This is a genomic window from Chitinophaga sp. (assembly GCF_017745275.1).
GTDB lineage: Bacteria > Bacteroidota > Bacteroidia > Chitinophagales > Chitinophagaceae > Chitinophaga.
On sequence record NZ_JAGHZS010000004.1, the window covers coordinates 478,803 to 500,618 of the forward strand.

Sequence of the window (21,816 nt, forward strand, 5' to 3'; positions counted from 1 at the left end):
TCGCCTAATTATTCAATGCGTCATAGATAAGGATTGCCTGTGAAGCAATCACTTTATCACCGGCCTGCAAGCCTGCGGAGATATATGTTTTGTCGCCAATAGAATTGATCACTGATACCGGCGTAATTTTCACATCCGACTTACTATGATATACCAACACATAGTACTGGCTATGATCGAAAATCAGTGCGCCTGACGGAATGCTCAGCGCCTGCTCTCCATCTTTATAAATCACTCTTACGCTGGCAAACATTTCAGGTTTCAGGGCATAATCATCATTGGGCAAACTTATTCTCACTTTCATTACTTTATTAGCAGGATCCAGTACGTTAAACATTTTGTCTACCTGTCCCCGGAATATCTTGCCGGGATACGACAACGTGGTTACTTCCACGTTATCGCCCATATGGACCTGGCCAATATTGGATTCATATACATTGGCCATGATCCATACATTTTTCAGATCGGAGATGGTAAATAACTGGGTGCTGTTATCATTACGCACCAATGTGTTGTTGGTAACCAGCTTCTCTACTACAAAGCCGCTGATAGGAGAAGTAATGATATATTCGCCGGCTGTATTGCCACCATTGATATTCAGTATGCGTTTTACCCGGTTTAATTCAGATTGTGCTTTCTGGTAGTCGGTTTGAGCCGAGAGCAGATCACGTTGCGATGCGATGCCGCTGTTAAACATATCCTGTGTAGCATCCAGGCTTTTCTTTGCCACGGCCAATCCTGCTTCCGCATTCACCAGGTCACTGCTATAGCCCGCCATTTCAGCGCTGTTCATCACTGCCAGCGTTTGTCCTTTAGTTACATAGTCGCCCAGCATCACTTTAATATCGCGGATTTTACCACTGACCATCGGGTAAATCCGGGACACATTATCATCGTTGAAGGCCACTTTACCAGTCAGCTTCAGGTCATTCACCACGGCGCTACGCGCTGCGGTGTCTATTTTAAGAGTGCGTAACACGGTATCGGGAATCACGTAGCCCGGCCTTTCATTCGGGTCTTTCTCTTGCTTTGTATTGCAGCTCTGTGCTAGAAAAACACCTGCAATGATTAGTAAAAAACGGCCTAAGCTACCTGCCTTTATAAAGTTTTGCATATGCACTGTAGATTTATCTTTAATTAAAAAAGTTGGTTCCGGTAATAAAGTTGAGCTCTTCGAAAGCCCTCATACGATTGTATTGTATGTTATTCAACTGCAATACATTCTGCTTGTAAGAATCATAGAAATCCAGGAAATCCAACATCGTAATATTCCTTTTCTGGTAGTTGATCAATACCTCGTGCATCAACCGTTGAAAGTCTTTTGAGAAAGAAGCATCTATATTTCTATATAGTTTATCTGCTGCCACCGTTTTCTCCAATACCCGGTAAACCTGCTCCTGTACAGTAGCTTCCGCACTTTTCTGCGTAGCATCATTCAAAGCGATCATCGCTTTGGCCGATTTAATGTTTCCCTGGTTCCGGTTAAAAACAGGCAGGTCAAAGGCTACACCGGCGCCATTGTAGTTTTTGATATAACTACCCTGGTGGTCGTACGACAAATTAAAGGTCAGATCCGGTACTGCCAGGGCCTTCTGATAGCTGTAATTCAGTTTGCTGATATCAGTATTGGCGCGGGCCATCAGCAGGTCGGTACGATTGGTATACGCGGAGTCCAGCAGCATGGGCAGCGGATACTTTGCAGGAGTCATAGTTTCCAGCGTAGCCGGGTTGAGGATGGGATCAATATAAACCGGTTTCACCTGGAGCACCAGTCGCATTTCACTTTGCTGATCACTGATTTGTTCGAGGAGATCTTTATACTCACTTTTCAGGCTGTATAGCTGTGCTTTTATTCTCACCGCCTCTTTCAGGGAGATATAGCCTTTGCCCTTTTGCTCTTCAAAAGCATCCACCACTTTTTGCAAAGAGGTGATTTCGTCGTCGTAGGCTTTAGCGGATTGCTGCAGGTAATAAATATTGTAGAAGTCATCTCTCAGCGTAAATTTCAGCGTGCGGAGCAGGTCATACAGCTCATACTCCGACAGCTGTGCGTTGGCTTTAGCGATCTTTATCTGCTTGTTGCGTTTACCGGCCAGCATCACCAGTTGTGATAATCCGGCAGTGGTTTGGCCATCGCTGCCCAGCGGAAAAAATTTCTTCGTTTCTGTGTTATAGATACCGTGTTCAATATTAAAAGTGGGGTTCGGGTAGAGCTTTGCCTGTATCACCAAAGCCTTCTGGGCATCAACATTATAACGTTGTGCCAGCAGCAATAGATTTTGTCTTAGAAAGATGTTTTCCGCACTGTCGAGTGTAAGGTGAAGCGTGTCGGAAGGAGGACCTGAAATAACAGGGACCTGCTGTTGCGCGGATACCGTCATCCGGAATAATGCTGCAAACAGTACAAAATAGGTACATAATGCTAGTCTATTGATCATACAACTGATTTTTCGTTGCAAAGATGGCAATAGGCTATTAGCTCGATATTAGAATGAAGTTAAAACAAAATTAGAATTTACCGTTGTGGGGAAAGAAAATATTAAAGGTGGTTCCCTGACCTAATACGCTGCTCACCGTAATGGCGGCCTTATGCAGTTGTAAAATTTTCTGGGTCATCGATAACCCAATACCGTATCCGTCGAAAGTGTGCGCATTATCCGCACGATATAATGGCATAAATATTTTTTCAAGATCGGTGCCGGCAATACCTATTCCATGGTCGCTGATAGACAGTGTTGTACCGGATTTATTATACATCAGGTGGCAACTAACGTCACGGTTATACGAAAATTTAAATGCATTCCTCACAATATTCTGCAGCGCCAGCATCAGGAGCGGTCGGTTTCCGCGGATACATAGCTGAGCAGCATCTTCAGGCATATTACTGAGCTTTACGTGCAAGCGGCCGGCAGGCGTTTTGTGACGCCAGAATTCCTGTATTTCCCACAGCAATTCGTCGAGGCGGATCAACTCCGTGTTGGCGTCGGTAAGCACGGCATCTACACGTGTCAACTGTAGCAACCCATCGGTAATGATCTTCAGTTTTTCTGATTCTCCCAGCAACGTGCCCAGTGTTTGTATATATTCTTCTTTGTTTCTTTCCTTATGAAGGGTCACTTCTATTTCCCCGATAAGCGTAGTTAATGGCGTACGCAGTTCATGGGAAGCATTCGATACAAAAGAGCGTTGCATATCAAATGCCTGTTCCATATGTTGCAACAGGCTATTGAAGTTAGTGGCCAGTTCATCTATCTCATCTTTATTTCGCCCCTGCTGTACGCGCATATGCAGGTTGTTGGAACGGATATTTTTCACCTGCCGGTTAATGCTCTTAATAGGTTCCAATGCCCGTGTGGCGTACCATTGTCCCATCACAAATGTGATCAGTAACGCAATAAAAAACATAATGATTAATATCCACATCAGGAATTGCAGTTGTTGTACTCCCATGGTATTGCGGGCAGTAACAATCACTACAAAGTCGCCCTGGTTATCAGGATAATAGATGCCCAGCCCGGATTCATCCCCGAAGCGGAACCGGTAAACCTCGCGGTGGCGAATGGTTTCCAGCATAGACACCGGCCAGTTATACTTTGTCTTTTCTATAAAAACCGGCTGATTATGTGCGTCATAAATATTGCTGGATTCATCGGGTATCCGTTCCCGGTAGCTTTTCTCTATTTCCAGGAATTTCTTCTTGGTCAATTCATCTTTTTCAAGATATACCTGGGCGGTAACAAGGGCACGCATTTGCAACAGTTTATAAAAACTGTTCTGTACATATTGGGCAGATAACAGGTATATTAAAACAAAAACGATGGTCAGTATAATACCTGAAATGAGCGTAAACTGGAGTGATAAGCGATGACGAATTTTCATGTAGCGGTGAGCTTTTAGCCATTGGCTGTCAGGAATAACTTTTGTTGTGGGACTAAAAGCTAATAGCTAACAGCTAAACGCTTATTTCTGTTTCATTACATATCCCATGCCTACAACGGTGTGTATCAGTTTATCTCCGGAAAATCCTTTTTCTATTTTATTCCGGAGATAATTTACATACACATCAATGGTGTTGGTACCGGTATCAAACTCCAGTCCCCATACCGCTTCCGAGATGAGTGCGCGGGATAATACTTTGCCGGTGTTCCTGAGTAGTAATTCCAGCAGTGCATATTCTTTTGCGGTAAGCGTAATTTCCTGTCCATCCCGGTTGGCTGTTTTGGTATTGGTATTGAGCTGGAGGTCAGCAAAGGTAAGGATAGCCTGATCCTGGTGGAACTGGCTTTTCCTGCGGGAAAGTGCATTGATCCTGGCTACCAGCTCCGAGAAATGAAAAGGTTTGGCCAGGTAGTCATCGGCGCCGGCATTGAGCCCGTCTACAATATCCTGGGTGGCATTCAGCGCAGTTAACATCAGTATGGGAGCACTGACTTCCAGGGTACGCAGATTTTTACAGAGGGTAATGCCATTAATCCCCGGTAACATGATGTCCAGCAGGATCAGGTCATAGTCATGCTCCAGCGCAGCCTGTTGTCCGGCAATCCCATCATTGTATACATCTACCTGGTGGTGGTGTTCTTCCAATCCTCTTTTTATAAAGGCCCCCACTTTGGTTTCATCTTCTATCACCAATATCTTCATAGATAATAATTAATAACCTTTACAAAAGTAGGATTGTTTACACCGGCGCTCATTAAAGCGGCATTAAAATCCGTGGCTGCATGGACAATTTACCAATATCTGTTAGCTTTGCGTCAACCTAAACCGGCAAGAGGATCATGCATTTACCCATTTTAAGTACCGGCGAACTGGTATTACGACCTATAGAAGATAAAGATACCGCTGCCTTGTTCCATCATTTTTCCAATGATGCTGTTACAAAATATATGGACATCGACTCGTTTTCCAATATCAGCGAGGCCACACAGATTATTCAGTTCTTCCGGAAAAGCCTGGCAGACGAAGAAGGCATGCGTTGGGCAATTACTATTGCCGGGCAGGATGAGCTGATTGGTACCTGTGGCTATCATAAAATAAATAAAACGCATTTCAAAGCGGAAATCGGGTACGACCTGTATCCAACATTCTGGGGCAAAGGCATTATGAAAGAAGCGGTGGGTTGTATGTTACAATATGGCTTCAATGAATTGCAGTTTAACCGCATAGAAGCTTTTGTGGACCCTGCCAATATTGCTTCTGCCAAATTGCTCACCAACCTGGCGTTTCGCTATGAAGGCTTTTTAAGAGATGCCTTTTTTGAGAAGAACAAATTTGTGGATGCAGAATTATACAGTCTTTTAAGACGTGAATATACCCGGGAGTCTATTTACTAATTAACATATACTATGAGTTTGGAATTCAGGCATGCTACCACCGATGACTTACCAAGGATCGTGGAGATTTACAACAGTACAGTTGCCGGCAGAATGGTAACAGCAGACACCAGCCCGGTAACAGTGGAGAGCCGCCTGCCCTGGTTTAATGCACATAGTGCTACCCATCGTCCATTATGGATGGTAGACCTGGACGGACAGAATGTTGGGTGGATGAGTTTTCAGTCGTTCTATGGCCGGCCGGCTTACAACGGTACAGTAGAAGTAAGTATTTACCTGGCAGAATCCGCCCGTGGCAAAGGTTTGGGCAAACAAATACTTCGCCATGCGATTGCAGTGGCACCTGAATTTGGTGTACAAACCCTGTTGGGCTTTATTTTCGCGCATAACCTCCCCAGCCTGAAACTCTTTGCAGATATGGGTTTTAAAGAATGGGCCCATTTACCGGATATTGCGGTATTGGATGGTGTAGAAAGAAGCCTGAAGATACTGGGATATAAAATAATTACGAATTAACTGGTGTGTGGAACGTTGACGCCTCCACACAGCTAGCTATACGCCGTTGCAGGAAGCTACATTCCATAGGGTTGCGTGCCAACAACAGCGCCTGGGTGAAATGCATTTTCGCTACCAGGTAATTTCCCCGGCGGCATTCAAGTTCACCTAGGGTAGCGGGATAAAAGGGGTAAATAGAAAGACGGTGAAGATCATGAATGGCACCTATTTCCTGCAAGCCTCGTTCGGGGCCATCTAACTGCGCAATAGCAATTGCACGGTTAAGAGCGATGACGGGAGAAGGTTGAACAGACAACAGCATATCATAAAGTAATACGATCTGTTGCCAATCGGTATCTTCACTCCGGGCAGCATTAGCATGCGTGCATGCAATGGCTGCTTCAATATGGTACTTTGTCACTGCAGTACCAGCCGCAGAAAGATTCAACAGCGCCTGGCCTTCTTCTATGAGTTGATGATTCCACAAAGACCGGTCCTGCTCAAAGAAGGAAACGAGATTACCTGAGCCATCTAAGCGGGTTTGCAAACGGGCCGCATTGAAATACATCAAAGCAGCAAGTGCATATGAGGAGGGAGTTACCAGGGTCTTTTGTTCGATGAGTAAATTTATCAGCCGTATGGCTTCCTGGCAAAGCTCCATGCGTACTGCCGCTTTAGGTGAGGATCCATGATACCCTTCGTTGAAAAGCAAATACAATGCTTGCAGAACGGAAGAAAGCCTGGACGAAAAATCCACATCAGCCAGATCAAAAAGCTTCCTGGACGCCGCTAACGTTTTCCTGGCGCGCGTAATGCGCTTTTCAACAGCAGCATGACTGCTTACGAAAGCCTGTGCAATTTCCTTTACACTGAATCCGCAAAGAATGTGCAATATAAGTGCAATCTGCGCCTCTTCTGAGAGGTGAGGATCACAACAGGAAAACATCATGCGTAGCTGTGAGTCTCTCACCATGTGTGTGCTAAATACCTCCTCTACTGTTGAAGCCCGGGTCCACTCCGATTCAAGAAACCGCGCCAGTGCCGGCTCAGCCATCCTGGCCGTACGTTCCCGGCGTAAGATATCCAGGGCACGGTTCCTCGCTGTGGCCATCAACCATGCAGATGGATTTTTCGGCCAACCACGCAGCTTCCAGGTTTCCATCGCACGGCAGAAGGCGTCCTGGGCGACGTCTTCTGCCAAAGCGAAATTACTGACTCCAAAAAGCCGGGTAAGTGTGGCAACGATTCTTCCGAATTCATGCCGGAAAAAATGTTCTTCGATATTCATCGCTTAACCCGGTTGTCCAATAGCCCGTACCTCTACAGAACCGCCATCCTCGAAAATGGGGCATCCCAGGGAAAACTTCACCGCCTCTTCGAGATCGCTGGCTAAAATGATACTATACCCTCCCACCACGTCTTTGGCTTCAGCATAGGGGCCATCAACCACCTGTTTTTTAGCGCCCCTGATCACTTTACCACCAGCTTGCAAAGGCTCTCCGAGTGATTTCACATAACCTTTATCACTAAGATCCTTCAACCAGGCCATCCATTTGGCCGTTTTTTGCTGCATTTCCTCCGGAGATGCAGGCCGTTCGTAACCGCGATAGAAATATGCAAATTCAGTCATTGTAGTTTTTTTTTTATTTATGTGATAATATTTTTTTTGATAGCAGTTATTAGTCGTCCAAAGCTCCGAGGGTCAGGTTAACGGTTGTTCCCATCATTCCGCTTGCTTTATCTGAAGCAAGAAAGGCCGCAGCATTCCCTACTTCTGCGAGTGTCAGGAAGCGTTTGGGATGGTTCATGCCTGCCAGGTAACCCGTGAATTGTTCCCAGGTAAGGTCCATTGTCTTTGCCCTGCTTTCGAATATTTCCCTGATGGTGGCTGTTTCCGGCATACCATGCGGCTGCAGGCCCACCACGCGGATACCCTGGGGGGCAAGTTCTTTAGAGAGGTAACGGGTAAGCGCCTCTTTGGCAGCCTGCGACGGACCATAACCTCCGTTAGGTGTGCCTATTCTTGCAGGCGGCGCGGTAACCGTCATGATCACTCCTGATTTATTCGGCAGCATATACCTGGCCGCCAAACGCGCAGTCAGAAAATAAGATGTGATATAGCTGGTGACCGGCATGGAGAATTGTTGAAGATCCATCTCCACCAGCGACGGCCCCAGGTACTTAGCGGGTGGGTTCCCCAGTGCATTAAACGAGATATCAATACATCCCGTCTTAGCTACTACAAACTGCAGATGCTTGTCTATAGCCTGTTCATCAAGGGCATCTACCTCCGCAGCCTCAGCTACCCCGCCAGCAGATAGGATGTCGCTGGCAACGGCTTCTACTGGCGAGAGGCGACGCCCGGTAAGAAATAACCGGGCTCCCTCACGTGCAAAAGCACGTGCAACAGCGCCGCCAATTTCGCCGCCCGCACCATAGATGACCGCTACTTTGTCTTTCAACTCATTCATGATTTTTCTTTTTAGTGTTGGAAAATGATACGCGAATTTTTCACGTTGCATCACTAAGACGTTTGGAGTGAAAGATTCCGGACATTTTTTATACTGCATCTTTCACATCACACTAAGACATTCGAAGCAAACGTTTATGGACATTTCTCACTAAATCATAATTCGTAATTCGTAATTTCATCCAAAAGATGACCTATGTGGTGGATTTATGCTTTACTATCAGCTGCCTTTGCTGCGCTCACGGCTATTTTTGCAAAAATTGGGGTAGCGGATATTCCTTCTAACCTGGCTACGGCGATCCGGACAGTGATTATATTGATCATGGCCTGGGCCATCGTATTGGCGAGAGGAGAATTCAAAAGTATGGGAGCCATTTCCAAACACAGTATGTTATTCCTGGTTCTATCCGGGTTAGCGACAGGTTGTTCCTGGATCTTTTATTTCAAGGCATTGCAGGTGGGACAGGTATCGCAAGTGGCACCGGTAGATAAACTAAGTGTGGCGCTGACCATCATTATGGCGGCTGTTTTTCTGCATGAAGCACTCACCTGGAAAACAGCGATTGGTGCGGGGCTCATTATAGCCGGCACCCTGGTGCTGATCCTGAAATAGCCTACCTTGCCGGCCATAAAGGCCGCTGGAGAAACCATGAAAAAAATGTTAGATAAAATAACCATTGCCACTATTCAGCAATATGCTGCCGCATCCGAGCAACTGCAATCACTTCACCCGGCATTGCTGGAACTGGCCTGGAAACAGGGTTGGTTCAAACTTTTTGTGCCGGAAATATATGGCGGTCCCGGAAAAACCCTGCCTGAAATACTAAGACTGGAGGAAGCGATTGCCGCAGAAGATGGCAGCCTGGGCTGGACTGTTACGCTTTGCAGTGGTGCAGGGTGGTTTGCAGGCTTCCTGGATCCGGCACTCGCACATACGTTATTTGCCAATCCGAAAGTTTGTTTTGCAGGCAGTGGCGAAGTAGGTGGCACTGCCACCCGTTATACCGATCATTACCTGGTCAACGGCACCTGGCATTATGCCAGCGGCGCCAGTCACGCCACCGTATTTACCGCCAATTGTACGCTGCTACTCCCTGACGGGTCTCCTGTATTGGATACCGCCGGTCAACCGGAAGTGGTTTCCTTTATTTTGTTACCGGAAGAAGTCAATATTATTCCCGGATGGTCTTATACAGGGATGGTAGCCACCGGTAGTCATGCCTTTGAAGCCGTGGGACAACAAGTGCCGTTGAACCGTACCTTCCGGATCAATGAAGAGATACAGGTAAACAGCCCGGGATTTGACTATCCATTTTTACAGCTGGCAGAAACTACGCTGGCAGTGAATAGCGCCGGAATGGGCCTGCATTTTCTGCAACTGGTGGACGCTGCTTTCCGAAAAAGATCCGGGCAAAAAAAATACAAGCCGGAACAAGTGCTGCAATTTGAGGAGTTACTGGAGAACAGCATCAGGGCACTAGATAATGCCAGGACTGGCTTCTATACAGCCTTTGACACGTCCTGGCATACGTTGCAATCGAAGCAATCAATCCCTGAATGGGAACTGCAACAAGTTAGCAAGGCCTCCAGGCAATTGGCGCATACTGCCCGGGAGGTTTGCGATAAACTATATCCTTATTGCGGACTGGAAGCAGCGCGGAAAGAAACAGAGATAAACAGGGTGTGGAGAGATATTCATACTGCCAGCCAGCATGCCTTGCTGACATTTATTTAAAACAACCGGTTTAAATAAAACGGCCGTCTCACTAAAATTGAGACGGCCGTCAATATTTTTACGAAACCAGTTATTCTGCTTCAATTTTATATACGCAGCGGCGGGCACCGTTGATGATATGTTCCATGCGGGATACATTCATTTTTTCCCCGAGTATGCTTACAAATGTTCTCATTTCGGAGGTACATATATTATCGCATTCAGAGGCGGCGCAACAGATGGGACAATGATTTTCTATAAAGAAGTAGGTATCTCCTTCTTTCTTCCATTCTGCCAGGTAGCCTTCTCCGGAGCGGATGGCTGCAAAGGAGGTCAAGCGGTTTTCGAGCCCGCTGACACCTTCCAGGGCGGTACTGTATTTTTCGAGTTGTTTTTTCTCCCGCGCGTTGACTACATTATCGAGGGCTTCCTTACCCAATACCGTTTTAATGGTTTGTATCAGTTGCAGGCTTAGTTCAGTATGTGTGTCAGGGAAGCGGGCATTACCTAATGGAGTGAGGCTCCATATTAATACCGGGCGCCCTACCCCTCTTGAGATGCTTTCGGACTGTGCCAACCCATCCTCTGCCAGTTTCAGCAGTTGCAGGCGGGCGCCCTCTCCGGTGATACCCAATTCGCTGGCCAGTTCGGCTGCAGACAAGGGTCCCCGGGTCTTGAGCAATGTCAAAAACCGTTCGGCAGCGTTCTTGGTTCGTATTGGATAATTTTCCAAGTTATTACTTGTTTTATTATCAAATATCGTATTTTTGTGAAAGCTAAAAAAAAAGATTTTGGGGTTTTGATGATTGTGAGCGGTAAGACATCAACACCTAATCTCATAATCAATTAATTCTCTAAATATTAAATATTAATGAACGTACTGATATTTAATGGAGCCATTGATGACCGTCCCTATGCCACGTCTAATCAACTGGCGGCTTATCTGGCGGAGCAACTACAGGAGAAAGGATTTTCCCCGGAGATATTCAGCCTGGGAAGTACACAAATTCCTTTTTTCTCTCAACAGGAGGCGGGGCAAAAGCCCCCGGCAGTAGATGCAATGTGTCAGGCGTTTTGCAGGGCAGATTTACATATATGGATGACGCCGTTATATCATGGTAGCATGACCGGCGCTATGAAAAATTGCCTGGACTGGCTGGAGATGACGAGTAAGAACCAACGCCCTTATTTAACAGGAAAGGTTGTAGCTTTGCTGTCCTGGGCAGATGGCACACAGGCCATGCAGGGTATAAATGCGATGGATGCAGTGGCGAAGGCGTTGAGGGCATGGGTATTACCCTTCTCTCTCCCTATTATTAAGGACAACTTATACGACCCACAAACCCGCGCGTTCACTGCGTTTTATAAAAACAAACTGGATACGATGGTGCAGTTATTATGTGCGGCAAAGTCGCATGTAGTGGCAGGTATTGAAGGATAAACCGAGAAACACACCGGCTTGCCGGTGATAGCTAATTAAAACAATTCTGAGTATGATAACCGTTTCAGAAAAAGCAGGAGCATATATCAAAGCATTGATGGAGAAAGAACATCATGCACCAGGCACCTTTGTACGTGTAGGCGTGAAAGGTGGTGGCTGCTCAGGCCTCGAATATGTGCTGAAATTTGAAGCAACAGAAGAAGAAGGCGACCAGGTATTTGAAGATAAGGGTATAAAAGTAGTGGTACAGATGAAAAGCCTGTTATACCTGTATGGTACAGAACTGGACTTTTCTGATGGCCTCAATGGCAAAGGCCTTTTCTTTAATAATCCTAATGCAACCAGAACCTGCAGCTGCGGCGAGAGCTTCGGGGTATAAATTTTAAACTTGTATGATCAACAGTAACGAAATAATTGATGATATAGCCAATAAGGAGTATGAGTTTGGCTTTAGCACCGATATTGAAATGGATATGGCTCCTCCGGGGCTGAATGAAGATATCATCCGTTTTATTTCGGCGAAGAAGAATGAACCTGAATGGCTGCTCGAATGGCGCCTGAAGGGATTTGCCGCATTTAAGAAAATGGAATTCCCCAAATGGCAGCACTTTGAGATGCCGGAGTTGGATCTGCAGGCGCTTTCCTATTATGCTGCCCCCAAGCAAAAGAAACAGCTCAACAGCCTGGATGAAGTAGATCCTGAGCTGCTGGCCACTTTCGAGAAACTGGGAATTCCCCTGAATGAACAGAAAGCACTGACTGGCGTAGCCGTAGATGCTGTATTCGACAGCGTTTCCGTTGCCACTACCTTCAAAGGCAAGCTGAAAGAAATGGGCGTTATCTTCTGCTCTTTCGGTGAAGCCGTACAGGAACATCCTGAACTGGTAAAAAAATACCTGGGCAGCGTAGTTCCCCATACAGACAATATCTTCGCTGCGCTCAACGCCGCTGTATTCTCTGATGGTTCCTTTGTATACATTCCGAAAGGCGTGCGTTGCCCGATGGAACTGAGCACCTACTTCCGTATCAATGCACAGAACACCGGACAGTTTGAACGTACCCTGATCATTGCAGACGACAACAGCTATGTTAGCTACCTGGAAGGTTGTACAGCCCCTATGCGTGATGAAAATCAACTGCATGCGGCGGTAGTAGAACTGGTAGCCATGGAACAGGCTGAAATAAAATATTCTACCGTACAAAACTGGTATCCCGGTGATAAAGACGGTAAAGGCGGTATCTACAACTTCGTGACCAAGAGAGGTATCTGCAAAGGTACTTCCAGCAAGATCTCCTGGACACAGGTAGAAACCGGTTCTGCTATTACCTGGAAATATCCTAGCGTAATTCTGCAGGGCGATTATGCCGAAGGCGAATTCTATTCCGTAGCAGTAGTCCGCAATAAACAAATTGCAGATACCGGTACCAAAATTCACCACATCGGTAAAGGCACCAAAAGCCGTATCATTTCCAAAGGTATTTCTGCCGGCCGTGGCGACAATAGCTACCGTGGCCTGGTTTCCGTAGGTCCCCGCGCAGAGAACGCACGTAACTTTACACAGTGCGACTCTCTCCTGATCGGCAACCAATGCGGATCTCACACATTCCCTTATATTGAATCCAGGAACAAAACTGCGATGATCGAACACGAAGCTACCACTTCCAAGATCGGAGAAGACCAGATCTTCTACCTGAATCAACGTGGTATCGACAGCGAAAAAGCAGTTGCCCTGATCGTAAACGGGTATGTGAAAGAGGTACTGAACCAACTGCCCATGGAGTTTGCCGTGGAAGCACAGAAATTATTATCTATTACACTTGAAGGAAGCGTTGGATAATTCATTATTCAACTAATACATACAGAACGAAAAAAACAATCATGCTGACGATTAAAAATCTGCACGCAGAAGTAGAAGGGAAAAAAATTCTGAAAGGCATCAATCTCGAAATAAACAAAGGAGAAATGCATGCTATTATGGGACCTAACGGTTCTGGCAAAAGCTCACTGGCTTCTGTCCTGGCGGGTCGTGATAACTATACCGTCACCGAAGGTGAAGTATGGTTCAATGGCAAAAATCTGCTGGACCTCGCTCCGGAAGATCGTGCCCGTGAAGGTGTATTCCTTGCTTTTCAATACCCTGTAGAAATCCCGGGTGTTTCTAATCTCAACTTCCTCAAAACCGCGCTGAATGAAATCAGGGCGTATAAAGGCCTCCCTGCCCTCGAAGCAAGAGAGTTCCTGAAGCTGACCAAAGAGAAACAACAACTCGTAGATTTCCACTCCAACCTGATGAACCGTTCCCTGAACGAAGGCTTCAGCGGTGGAGAAAAGAAACGTAACGAAATTTTCCAACTGGCTATGCTGGATCCACAGCTGGCTATCCTGGATGAAACAGATTCCGGATTAGATATCGATGCACTGCGTATTGTTTCCAATGGTGTCAACAAATTACGTGATGCAGAAAAATCTTTCGTAGTGATTACCCACTACCAACGCCTGCTGGAGTATATCATACCTGACTTCGTGCACGTACTGTACAATGGCCGTATCATTAAGACCGGTACCAAAGAACTGGCACTGGAACTCGAAGAAAGAGGATACGACTGGCTGAAAGAGGAATTACATTTGAAAGAATCTGTATAAGAGGAATTACAAATTACGCCTCTCGAATACGGCTATCTGCGAATATCTCCGCACTATTCCGTCATTCGTCATTCGTAATTCGTAATTCATAATTTGGATATAAATTATGATAAGCAATATGATATTGCCATTTTACCAGGCGTTAACGGAAGATGTACAGGCATTGTCGGCACAGGTTTCTGCCCCCGCCGCCACAGCACTGCACGATATTCGCCGCAAAGCGCTGGAGCGCTTTACAGCAATCGGACTTCCTTCGCTGAAAACGGAAGCATGGCGCTACACTAATATTCAGCGCTATCTGAAAGAGTTTCCTTACGAACTGCTCACCACAGCAACGCCTGTTTCCGCTGCTGTAGCAGAAAGCAAAGCCATTCCTGAACTGGATTGCTATCGTGTGGTACTGGTAAATGGTCACCTGCAGGCAGATCAATCTGTCCTGCCCGAAGGTAAAGGCATCACCATTGGCGCGATGAGTGCACATACTACCGCTCCTGGTTTTGCTCACTTCAATCAACAACCACACCTGGCAGGTGAATCCCTGGCCCAGTTAAATACTGCCCTCTTTGCCGATGGCCTGTATATCGAACTGGCCGCCAACACCGTGCTGGATAAACCCATACATATAATACACGTATACTCTGCTACTGCACACGCTTTCATTCAACCCCGTCACTTATGGGTGCTGAACAGAAGCGCTGCCGCTACTATTATTGAAAGCTCCGTTCACCCGGAAACTGCTACCGTGGCTTTCGCCAACAGCGTACTGGAAACTGTGGTGATGGAAAATGCAGAACTGTGGCATTATAACGTACAACAGGGAGAAGAAAGCTTCCGCGAAGTACATACCACCGCTGCACAACAATATAAAGACAGCCGTTACCATCATTTTAATTTCACCCTGCCCAACACCCCGTTCACCCGTAATAACCTGAGCGTGGCACTGAATGGCAGTCATACTGAAACTAACCTGAACGGTTTATATATTGCCAACAAACACCAGCATGTAGATAACCATACCTTTATGGATCATATCATGCCGGATTGTAACAGTAATGAACTGTACAAAGGCGTACTGCTGGATGATGCCAATGGCGTATTCACCGGTAAAATCCTGGTACACCAGGAAGCGCAGAAAACCAATGCATTCCAGCAAAACAACAACTTGTTGCTGGGCAGCAAAGCAGATATTAACTCACAGCCTCAGCTGGAAATATATGCAGATGATGTAAAATGCAGCCACGGCTTTACTGCCGGTCAGTTCAGCGAAGAGTCCATGTTTTACCTGCGCTCCCGTGGCATAGGTGAAGATGCGGCCAAAGCACTGATGGTAAATGCCTTCTCTCATGACATTACAGATGCCATCAAGGTACCAGCCCTGCAACATCACCTGCAGGAGCAGATTGCGGAGATCATGAATAACTAAACGAACCATGGAACATATTGCTAACATAGTAACCGCCGGCCTGGACATTGCGCAGATCAGAAAGGACTTCCCTATCCTGCAGCAACAGGTACATGGCAAACCGCTGGTGTACTTCGACAACGGAGCCACCACGCAGAAGCCGCAGGTAGTAATAGCAGCAGAAGCCCGCTATTATGAAGAATATAACAGCAATGTGCACCGCGGGGTACACCACCTCAGCCAGGTGGCCACCAATGCATACGAAAAAGCACGTATCACCGTAGCCGGCTATATCAACGCAGCTGATCCGCATGAAGTTATCTTCACCAAAGGCACTACAGACAGCATCAACCTGGTAGCCAATACCCTGGGACGCCGTTTCCTGAAGGCCGGCGACAGCGTGATCATTTCTGCCATGGAGCACCATAGTAATATTGTGCCCTGGCAAATTGCCTGCGAAGAAAGCGGCGCCACACTGAAAGTGATTCCGATCAATGAGCGTGGTGAACTGCTGATGGATGCCTACGAAGCACTATTGGATGATACCGTGAAAATAGTAGCCGTTACCTATGTATCCAATACCATGGGTACCATCAACCCGGTACAGGACATCATCACGCTGGCGCATGCACGAAATATACCGGTATTGCTGGATGCCGCACAGGCCATTCAGCACATCACCATAGATGTACAGGCCCTGGACGTAGATTTCCTCGCTTTCTCCGGTCATAAAATTTATGCACCTACCGGTACCGGTGTACTGTATGGCAAAAAAGAATGGCTGAACAAACTGCCCCCTTACCAGGGTGGTGGCGATATGATCAAGACCGTTACTTTCGAAAAAACAATCTATAACGAACTACCGTATAAATTCGAGGCCGGTACCCCTAACATTGCGGGCGCTATTGCCCTGGGTACAGCTATTGAATATTTACAGCAGGTAGGTATTGAGAAAATCCAGCAGCGGGAAGAAGAACTGATGACTTACGCCATGCAGGAACTTCGCAAGATCGATGGGATCCGCTTTATAGGCGATGCCGCCCACAGAAGTGGTGCGATCTCCTTCCTGGTACATAATATCCACCCGTTTGATATGGGTGAACTGCTGGACCAGCAAGGTATTGCGGTGAGAACAGGTCATCACTGCACCGAACCACTGATGGATCTGTTTAAGATCCCTGGTACGGTTCGTGCGTCCCTCTCTTTCTACAATACCCGGGAAGAAATAGACAAACTGGTAGCTGGCATTAAAAGAGCCGCTGCCATGCTGTTGTAAACAGGTGAATATGACGATTCAGGAAATACAGGAAGAAATAATATCCGATTTTTCGGTGATGGGTAGCTGGGAAGATAAATATGAATATATTATCCAGCTCGGCAAAGAATTACCCCTCATTGCAGAAGAATTTAAAACACCTGACAACCTGATTAAAGGCTGTCAGTCGCGCGTGTGGCTGCATACAGAGCTGAAAGACGGGAAACTGTTTTTTACCGGCGACAGTGATGCTGTAATTACCAAAGGTCTGGTGAGCCTGATGATTTATGTATTGTCTGGTCATACACCCCAGGAAATTGCCGCAGCAGAAATTCATTTCATTGATGCCATTGGTTTAAGCAGTCATCTCTCTCCTACCCGCTCCAATGGGTTGCTGAGTATGCTCAAACAAATGAAGCTGTACGCCATCGCTTACCAGGCAAAAATTAACCAGCAATGAACGACGAAGCAACATTAAGAGAACTGATAGAAGCACAGCTCAGAACCGTGTATGATCCGGAAATCCCGGTGAATATCATGGAACTGGGGTTGGTATACGCCATCAAGATCAAGGAAAACAACCGGATTGGGATTGATATGACACTGACTGCACCTGGTTGCCCCGTAGCCGGAGATATTATCCGCGAAGTAGATGAAAAGGTAAGAAATATTGAAGGGGTATCTGATGTAGATGTACACCTGACCTTTGATCCACCATGGACCAAAGACATGATGAGTGAAGAAGCAAAGCTGGAGCTGGGCTTTATGTAAGCTCGCGAAAATATCATATAATTAAACCAAATACCAAATACACTGCGTAGTGTTATTTGATATTTGGTTTTTTATGTTATGGAATTATTTACTTTGTGCCTTAAATCGTTAATCCATTGAACCTATCCGACGAACAAGTGCTTGCTATGGCGCCTGATGATGCTTCCCGCAAATCAGGGAAGGACCTGGCCAACCCGGCCAAATGGGTCAGCAAAGGCGTTGGCGATAATGCGTTGTGGGGAGAATGCCAGGGTAGCGGCAGTAAACCATACCAGACACAAATAGACACCGGCAACATGGCCTTCAAATGCAGTTGCCCCAGTCGTAAATTTCCTTGTAAACATGGCCTGGGACTGCTGTTGCAGTATTCCCGGCAGCCTGATTCTTTTGCCGCCACTACTCCACCGGCCTGGGTCAGCGAGTGGCTGGCCAAACGTGCTGAAAGAGAAGAAAAGAAAGTGGCAGCCGCCGGCGCACCTGAGAAACAGGTAGACACCGCCGCACAGGCGAAACGCCAACAGGCCCGGCAACAGAAAGTAGCCGATGGCGCCGCAGAATTACTGCGCTGGATAAAAGACCTGGTCCGCAACGGTATCATGGACCTGCCCGAAAAAGACGCCGCCTTCTTCGAAAATATGGAACGCCGCATGGTAGATGCCCAGGCAGGAGGACTAGCCGGTATGATGCGCGAACTGGCCGACATCAGCTATTTCCACGAAGGCTGGCAAACCGTTTTCATGAACCAGCTGTTGCGTATCTACCTCGTCATCCAGGGATATCAGCACATTGATCAGTTGCCATTCCTCCTGCAACAGGATATACGCAGCCTGATCGGCTTCACCCAATCCCAGGAAGAGCTGAAAGAGCAAACCGGTATCACCGACACCTGGCGCGTACTCGGCAAACAAACCACCGAAGAAGACCGGCTCACCGTAGAACGGTATTGGCTATATGGCATTCATACCCGGCGCCGGGCGCTTATCCTGCAATTTTTTGTACGTGGACAAAGCACCATTGCACAGCCGCTTACTCCGGGCAGTACCATACAGGCGGAACTGGTATACTTCCCTTCTGCAGCACCACTGCGGGCCATCATCAAACAACAGATGACCATACCACCCGATCATACCTTCAGCGGTTTTTCCGGATGGGACGAAGTAGTAGCCTCCCAAACAGCCACCGCAGCTGTACTACCGGTGTATAACGACCAGGTATATACGATTGCGACCCTGACGCCGGTATGGCACCAGGAGCAATGGTGGTTACAGGATAGCCGCCAACAACTCATGCCGGTAAAAAAAGGCTTTCCACATATCTGGAAGCTCCTCGCCTTCAGTGGCGGTGCCCCGTTACACATGGCGGTTACCGGCAGGGAAATGCAATATGAACCCATTGGTGTATGGCATGAACACGAATACAAAATATTATAATGGAGCGCTGGAATCAGATCATCAATACCGCCCTGCTGGGTACTGCTAAAAAACAGGCCGACGCACAGGGACTTCAGGGACCGCTACAGGCGGCAGCGGCCACCATTTTAGGTAATGCCGGCACAGATAGGGAAGAACAATTCCTGCAACTGGCGGCAGTTGTATACAACTACCGGCAATCCGGTATCCAGCCGGTGACAACCACCGTGCCACCACTCCCCGTTTGCCCTGCTGAAACCAAAGCTTATTGTCCCCCGGCAGCCATCCGTGCACTGCAGCCGGTACTGGAAACAGATAGCATACAACTATTACAGCTCTGGCTGGAACACTGTACCCAACGCCATTTTATATTGCCACCTGCACAGTTACCTGTGATGCTGGACAAAGCCTGGCGCAATAAATCACTGCGCGCACTCACTGCCGCGGCTGGTGGATACCGCGCAGAGTGGCTGGGACAATTTAACCCCGACTGGAACTTCTCCCGCGTGGCAGAAACGCTGGAAGAAAGATGGGAAAACGGGGCCACTGCTCAACGTGTAGAAGCCCTGCAGGAATTACGTGCAACCGATCCCGTTATGGCACTCACCTGGCTGCAACAAAGCTGGGCCAAAGAGAGCGCCACGGTAAAAGCAGAACTGCTGGCCGTGTTGGAACAACCACCGCAGGAAAGCGACCTGGAATGGCTGGAGTCTTTACTCACCGAAAAAAGCAAAACCGTAAAGGAAATTGTAGTTCGCCTGCTGAAGAAACTGCCCGGCTCCTCGATCCACGAATTGTACTGGCAGGTACTCGCCGGGGCTGTACAACCGCAATGGGATGGCCACATAGTGGTAGCCCTGCCGGAGTTAACAGATGAACGCATCTTCCAGAGCGGCATCGAAAAACTCAGTAACAGTAAAAGTGTAGCAGACGAAACGCATATATTATATCAGCTGATCAGCGCCGTGCATCCGGCCCGCTGGGAAACACATTTCGGGCGCACGCCTGCGGAAGTGATCAGGCTGTTTTTACAATATGAAACGCTGCAGCCTTTTGTACCTGCGCTGGTACAGGCCATCACCTGGTTTGAGGCGAAGGAATGGGCTACTACATTTATGGAGCATAGCGAAACCTTTTATATAGATATCCTTCCGATGTTGCCTACGACCCAACAGCAACAACTCAGTGAACATCACTTTGTGGAACATCCCGAAGCTATCATCAAATATGCCGGCCAGAACCCGGCAGAATGGAGCGTAGCCCTCTGTACCCGGATATTGCGCTATGCAGCCTCTCAACCTTACACTTACAACCAGTTGTACATGAATAATGTGATACGCCAGATACCCGTTGCCATCGCGGCTACGCTGGATAATATTGTGCCAACGGAATCTTACCATGTAGGCTACTGGAATAATATAAAAGTACACCTGGGTAAACTGATACAGGCTAAAAGCCTGCTGCCTGGATGCTTTAACCAATAAAACAAACTCAAAATCATATTAACAGCCCAGGCAGTTACTAAAAGCTAACCGCTAAAGGCTAAAAGCTCATAAATCCCCTCTCATGTCAGACATTTTACGTTATCATGCCGAACAGCTTTTTGCACAAGAGCTGGAAGAATTGAAAAAGCACGACTCCGGGAAACGCCCGCACAACTGGTTGTTGACGCCCCAGTCGGTGGTTACCTACCTGATAGGCGGGAAATTGAAAAACGGATTTGAAGTGACTCCTAAATACATTGGCAGCAAGCGCCTGATGGAGATAGCGGTAGCTACCCTGGCCACTGATCGCGCCCTGCTGTTATATGGTTTGCCCGGCACTGCCAAGAGCTGGGTAAGTGAGCACCTGGCCGCCGCTGTCAGTGGCGATTCCACCCTGATTGTACAGGGTACTGCCGGCACCAGCGAGGAAAGTATCCGTTATGGCTGGAACTATGCCCGCCTGCTGGCGGAAGGACCTACTCCCGCGGCACTGGTGGAAACACCGGTGATGCGTGCTATGAAAGACGGTAAAATTGCAAGAATAGAAGAACTCACCCGTATTGGCGCTGATGTACAGGATACCCTGATCACCATCCTGTCTGAAAAAACACTGCCAATTCCGGAGCTGAATACAGAAGTGCAGGCAGCCAAAGGATTTAACGTGATTGCCACCGCCAACAACCGCGACAAAGGTGTGAATGAATTATCCAGTGCCTTAAAACGAAGGTTCAATACCGTTATATTGCCGGTACCGGATTCTATGGAGGAGGAAATTGATATCGTAAGAAGAAGGGTGGAGAGCTTCGAGAAAGTGATGGAATTGCCTGCAGAAAAACCGGCATTGGACGAAATCCGTCGCATCGTTACCATCTTCCGCGAGCTGCGAAATGGGGTAACATTAGACGGCAAAACCAAGCTGAAGTCACCCGGAAGCACCTTAAGCACCGCAGAAGCTATCTCTGTGGTTAACAATGGGTTAGCACTGGCTGCTTATTTTGGAGATGGAACCCTGAATGCTGCTGACCTCGCTGCTGGTATCATTGGAGCGGTAGTGAAAGACCCGGTGCAGGATAAACTGGTATGGCAGGAATACCTGGAAACAGTGGTAAAAACACGGGAAGACTGGAAAGATGTGTACCGCGCCTGCAGGGATCTAAACTAATGGAAACCGCCGGGGCAATGCAATAACGCTGAAGAAGGCAGAACGAAAAGCTAGCCGGAACTCATAAAAAGGCAGGCGCTTAAAAAGTTCTCCTGACATTGGATAAGGCCGCTTTTGTTTACTGCTAATCACTAAACAAACATTATAAACAATATGATAATCAGTCATTTGCAATAATTATATTTTAGAAAGATAAAATTGACCACCAGTTGCTTAAAAAGTAACCAACTGCGCAG

Annotated in this window: 23 protein-coding genes; 15 read left to right on the plus strand and 8 right to left on the minus strand. The window is 47.3% G+C overall.

The window, feature by feature from the left end; genetic code table 11:
* Positions 1-4: 4 nt before the first annotated feature.
* From J7623_RS14685 to J7623_RS14700, 4 genes are all read right to left on the minus strand, one after another.
* Positions 5-1,114, minus strand: coding sequence for an efflux RND transporter periplasmic adaptor subunit (locus tag J7623_RS14685; protein ID WP_291921301.1), 1,110 nt, complete (start codon positions 1,112-1,114; stop codon positions 5-7).
* Between the two features lie 19 nt (positions 1,115-1,133).
* Positions 1,134-2,438 carry a TolC family protein gene (locus J7623_RS14690; RefSeq protein ID WP_291921304.1) on the minus strand — a complete coding sequence of 435 codons (1,305 nt, stop codon included), beginning with the start codon at positions 2,436-2,438 and terminating at the stop codon, positions 1,134-1,136.
* A 70-nt stretch (positions 2,439-2,508) separates the two neighbouring features.
* Entirely contained in the window at positions 2,509-3,879 is a 1,371-nt protein-coding gene (locus J7623_RS14695; protein WP_291921306.1) for a HAMP domain-containing sensor histidine kinase, read from the minus strand.
* 81 nt (positions 3,880-3,960) lie between these two features.
* Positions 3,961-4,641 (minus strand): response regulator transcription factor, encoded by a 681-nt coding sequence (locus J7623_RS14700; protein ID WP_291921309.1) that lies wholly within the window; start codon positions 4,639-4,641, stop codon positions 3,961-3,963.
* A gap of 137 nt (positions 4,642-4,778) precedes the next feature.
* Here J7623_RS14700 and J7623_RS14705 point away from each other — a divergent pair, with 137 nt between their 5' ends.
* Positions 4,779-5,333: a GNAT family protein gene (locus J7623_RS14705; protein ID WP_291921312.1), complete on the plus strand. Its 555-nt coding sequence runs from the start codon at positions 4,779-4,781 to the stop codon at positions 5,331-5,333.
* 12 nt (positions 5,334-5,345) lie between these two features.
* Complete coding sequence (locus J7623_RS14710; RefSeq protein ID WP_291921315.1) at positions 5,346-5,849, plus strand: GNAT family N-acetyltransferase; 504 nt, start codon at positions 5,346-5,348, stop codon at positions 5,847-5,849.
* Here the strand turns inward: J7623_RS14710 and J7623_RS14715 are convergent.
* From J7623_RS14715 to J7623_RS14725, 3 genes are read right to left on the minus strand one after another with little or no spacing between them, the layout of a single operon-like run.
* Positions 5,839-7,116, minus strand: coding sequence for a sigma-70 family RNA polymerase sigma factor (locus J7623_RS14715; protein ID WP_291921318.1), 1,278 nt, complete (start codon positions 7,114-7,116; stop codon positions 5,839-5,841). The genes J7623_RS14710 and J7623_RS14715 overlap by 11 nt on opposite strands.
* Before the next feature lie 3 nt (positions 7,117-7,119).
* Complete coding sequence (locus tag J7623_RS14720) at positions 7,120-7,458, minus strand: YciI family protein (protein ID WP_291921320.1); 339 nt, start codon at positions 7,456-7,458, stop codon at positions 7,120-7,122.
* Between the two features lie 49 nt (positions 7,459-7,507).
* Positions 7,508-8,299, minus strand: a complete 792-nt coding sequence (locus J7623_RS14725; RefSeq protein WP_291921323.1) for an SDR family oxidoreductase — start codon at positions 8,297-8,299, stop codon at positions 7,508-7,510.
* Positions 8,300-8,494: 195 nt separating this feature from the next.
* On the opposite strand from J7623_RS14725, the gene J7623_RS14730 reads away from it, so the two are divergent.
* Both J7623_RS14730 and J7623_RS14735 read left to right on the plus strand, forming a co-directional pair.
* On the plus strand, positions 8,495-8,911 hold the full coding sequence (locus J7623_RS14730; RefSeq protein WP_291921326.1) for an EamA family transporter: 417 nt from the start codon (positions 8,495-8,497) through the stop codon (positions 8,909-8,911).
* A gap of 45 nt (positions 8,912-8,956) precedes the next feature.
* Positions 8,957-10,033 (plus strand): acyl-CoA dehydrogenase, encoded by a 1,077-nt coding sequence (locus tag J7623_RS14735; RefSeq protein ID WP_291921328.1) that lies wholly within the window; start codon positions 8,957-8,959, stop codon positions 10,031-10,033.
* A gap of 70 nt (positions 10,034-10,103) precedes the next feature.
* Here the strand turns inward: J7623_RS14735 and J7623_RS14740 are convergent, their stop codons facing one another.
* The gene (locus J7623_RS14740; protein ID WP_291921331.1) at positions 10,104-10,745 is read right to left on the minus strand and encodes a metalloregulator ArsR/SmtB family transcription factor; all 642 of its coding nucleotides are present in this window, start codon (positions 10,743-10,745) and stop codon (positions 10,104-10,106) included.
* Positions 10,746-10,883: 138 nt separating this feature from the next.
* Between J7623_RS14740 and J7623_RS14745 the strand changes: the two genes are divergently transcribed.
* The 11 genes from J7623_RS14745 (at position 10,884) to J7623_RS14795 (ending at position 21,580) form a co-directional block, all read left to right on the plus strand.
* Entirely contained in the window at positions 10,884-11,453 is a 570-nt protein-coding gene (locus J7623_RS14745; RefSeq protein WP_291921334.1) for an NADPH-dependent FMN reductase, read from the plus strand.
* A gap of 52 nt (positions 11,454-11,505) precedes the next feature.
* Positions 11,506-11,832 carry an iron-sulfur cluster assembly accessory protein gene (locus J7623_RS14750; RefSeq protein WP_291921337.1) on the plus strand — a complete coding sequence of 109 codons (327 nt, stop codon included), beginning with the start codon at positions 11,506-11,508 and terminating at the stop codon, positions 11,830-11,832.
* A 13-nt stretch (positions 11,833-11,845) separates the two neighbouring features.
* Positions 11,846-13,291 (plus strand): Fe-S cluster assembly protein SufB, encoded by a 1,446-nt coding sequence (sufB, locus tag J7623_RS14755; protein ID WP_291921339.1) that lies wholly within the window; start codon positions 11,846-11,848, stop codon positions 13,289-13,291.
* Between the two features lie 41 nt (positions 13,292-13,332).
* Positions 13,333-14,097: a Fe-S cluster assembly ATPase SufC gene (gene sufC / locus J7623_RS14760; RefSeq protein ID WP_291921342.1), complete on the plus strand. Its 765-nt coding sequence runs from the start codon at positions 13,333-13,335 to the stop codon at positions 14,095-14,097.
* Positions 14,098-14,215: 118 nt separating this feature from the next.
* Positions 14,216-15,520 carry a Fe-S cluster assembly protein SufD gene (sufD, locus tag J7623_RS14765; RefSeq protein WP_291921346.1) on the plus strand — a complete coding sequence of 435 codons (1,305 nt, stop codon included), beginning with the start codon at positions 14,216-14,218 and terminating at the stop codon, positions 15,518-15,520.
* Between the two features lie 7 nt (positions 15,521-15,527).
* Positions 15,528-16,775, plus strand: coding sequence for a cysteine desulfurase (locus tag J7623_RS14770; protein WP_291921349.1), 1,248 nt, complete (start codon positions 15,528-15,530; stop codon positions 16,773-16,775).
* A gap of 10 nt (positions 16,776-16,785) precedes the next feature.
* Positions 16,786-17,214, plus strand: coding sequence for a SufE family protein (locus J7623_RS14775; RefSeq protein ID WP_291921352.1), 429 nt, complete (start codon positions 16,786-16,788; stop codon positions 17,212-17,214).
* Positions 17,211-17,525 (plus strand): iron-sulfur cluster assembly protein, encoded by a 315-nt coding sequence (locus J7623_RS14780; RefSeq protein WP_291921355.1) that lies wholly within the window; start codon positions 17,211-17,213, stop codon positions 17,523-17,525. The genes J7623_RS14775 and J7623_RS14780 overlap by 4 nt, the downstream gene beginning before the upstream one ends.
* 116 nt (positions 17,526-17,641) lie before the next feature.
* Positions 17,642-18,955, plus strand: coding sequence for an SWIM zinc finger family protein (locus J7623_RS14785; RefSeq protein WP_291921358.1), 1,314 nt, complete (start codon positions 17,642-17,644; stop codon positions 18,953-18,955).
* Complete coding sequence (locus tag J7623_RS14790) at positions 18,955-20,418, plus strand: DUF5691 domain-containing protein (protein ID WP_291921361.1); 1,464 nt, start codon at positions 18,955-18,957, stop codon at positions 20,416-20,418. Before J7623_RS14785 ends, J7623_RS14790 begins: the two co-directional genes overlap by 1 nt.
* A gap of 82 nt (positions 20,419-20,500) precedes the next feature.
* Positions 20,501-21,580: an AAA family ATPase gene (locus J7623_RS14795; protein ID WP_291921364.1), complete on the plus strand. Its 1,080-nt coding sequence runs from the start codon at positions 20,501-20,503 to the stop codon at positions 21,578-21,580.
* The last annotated feature ends 236 nt before the right edge of the window (positions 21,581-21,816 follow it).

Bases quoted from the DNA above. Each gene is read 5' to 3' on its own strand.
- J7623_RS14685 (WP_291921301.1), bottom strand. From the start codon at position 1,114: ATGCAAAACTTTATAAAGGCAGGTAGCTTAGGCCGTTTTTTACTAATC.
- J7623_RS14690 (WP_291921304.1), bottom strand. From the start codon at position 2,438: ATGATCAATAGACTAGCATTATGTACCTATTTTGTACTGTTTGCAGCA.
- J7623_RS14695 (WP_291921306.1), bottom strand. From the start codon at position 3,879: ATGAAAATTCGTCATCGCTTATCACTCCAGTTTACGCTCATTTCAGGT.
- J7623_RS14700 (WP_291921309.1), bottom strand. From the start codon at position 4,641: ATGAAGATATTGGTGATAGAAGATGAAACCAAAGTGGGGGCCTTTATA.
- J7623_RS14705 (WP_291921312.1), top strand. From the start codon at position 4,779: ATGCATTTACCCATTTTAAGTACCGGCGAACTGGTATTACGACCTATA.
- J7623_RS14710 (WP_291921315.1), top strand. From the start codon at position 5,346: ATGAGTTTGGAATTCAGGCATGCTACCACCGATGACTTACCAAGGATC.
- J7623_RS14715 (WP_291921318.1), bottom strand. From the start codon at position 7,116: ATGAATATCGAAGAACATTTTTTCCGGCATGAATTCGGAAGAATCGTT.
- J7623_RS14720 (WP_291921320.1), bottom strand. From the start codon at position 7,458: ATGACTGAATTTGCATATTTCTATCGCGGTTACGAACGGCCTGCATCT.
- J7623_RS14725 (WP_291921323.1), bottom strand. From the start codon at position 8,299: ATGAATGAGTTGAAAGACAAAGTAGCGGTCATCTATGGTGCGGGCGGC.
- J7623_RS14730 (WP_291921326.1), top strand. From the start codon at position 8,495: ATGTGGTGGATTTATGCTTTACTATCAGCTGCCTTTGCTGCGCTCACG.
- J7623_RS14735 (WP_291921328.1), top strand. From the start codon at position 8,957: ATGTTAGATAAAATAACCATTGCCACTATTCAGCAATATGCTGCCGCA.
- J7623_RS14745 (WP_291921334.1), top strand. From the start codon at position 10,884: ATGAACGTACTGATATTTAATGGAGCCATTGATGACCGTCCCTATGCC.
- J7623_RS14750 (WP_291921337.1), top strand. From the start codon at position 11,506: ATGATAACCGTTTCAGAAAAAGCAGGAGCATATATCAAAGCATTGATG.
- sufB (WP_291921339.1), top strand. From the start codon at position 11,846: ATGATCAACAGTAACGAAATAATTGATGATATAGCCAATAAGGAGTAT.
- sufC (WP_291921342.1), top strand. From the start codon at position 13,333: ATGCTGACGATTAAAAATCTGCACGCAGAAGTAGAAGGGAAAAAAATT.
- sufD (WP_291921346.1), top strand. From the start codon at position 14,216: ATGATATTGCCATTTTACCAGGCGTTAACGGAAGATGTACAGGCATTG.
- J7623_RS14770 (WP_291921349.1), top strand. From the start codon at position 15,528: ATGGAACATATTGCTAACATAGTAACCGCCGGCCTGGACATTGCGCAG.
- J7623_RS14775 (WP_291921352.1), top strand. From the start codon at position 16,786: ATGACGATTCAGGAAATACAGGAAGAAATAATATCCGATTTTTCGGTG.
- J7623_RS14780 (WP_291921355.1), top strand. From the start codon at position 17,211: ATGAACGACGAAGCAACATTAAGAGAACTGATAGAAGCACAGCTCAGA.
- J7623_RS14790 (WP_291921361.1), top strand. From the start codon at position 18,955: ATGGAGCGCTGGAATCAGATCATCAATACCGCCCTGCTGGGTACTGCT.
- J7623_RS14795 (WP_291921364.1), top strand. From the start codon at position 20,501: ATGTCAGACATTTTACGTTATCATGCCGAACAGCTTTTTGCACAAGAG.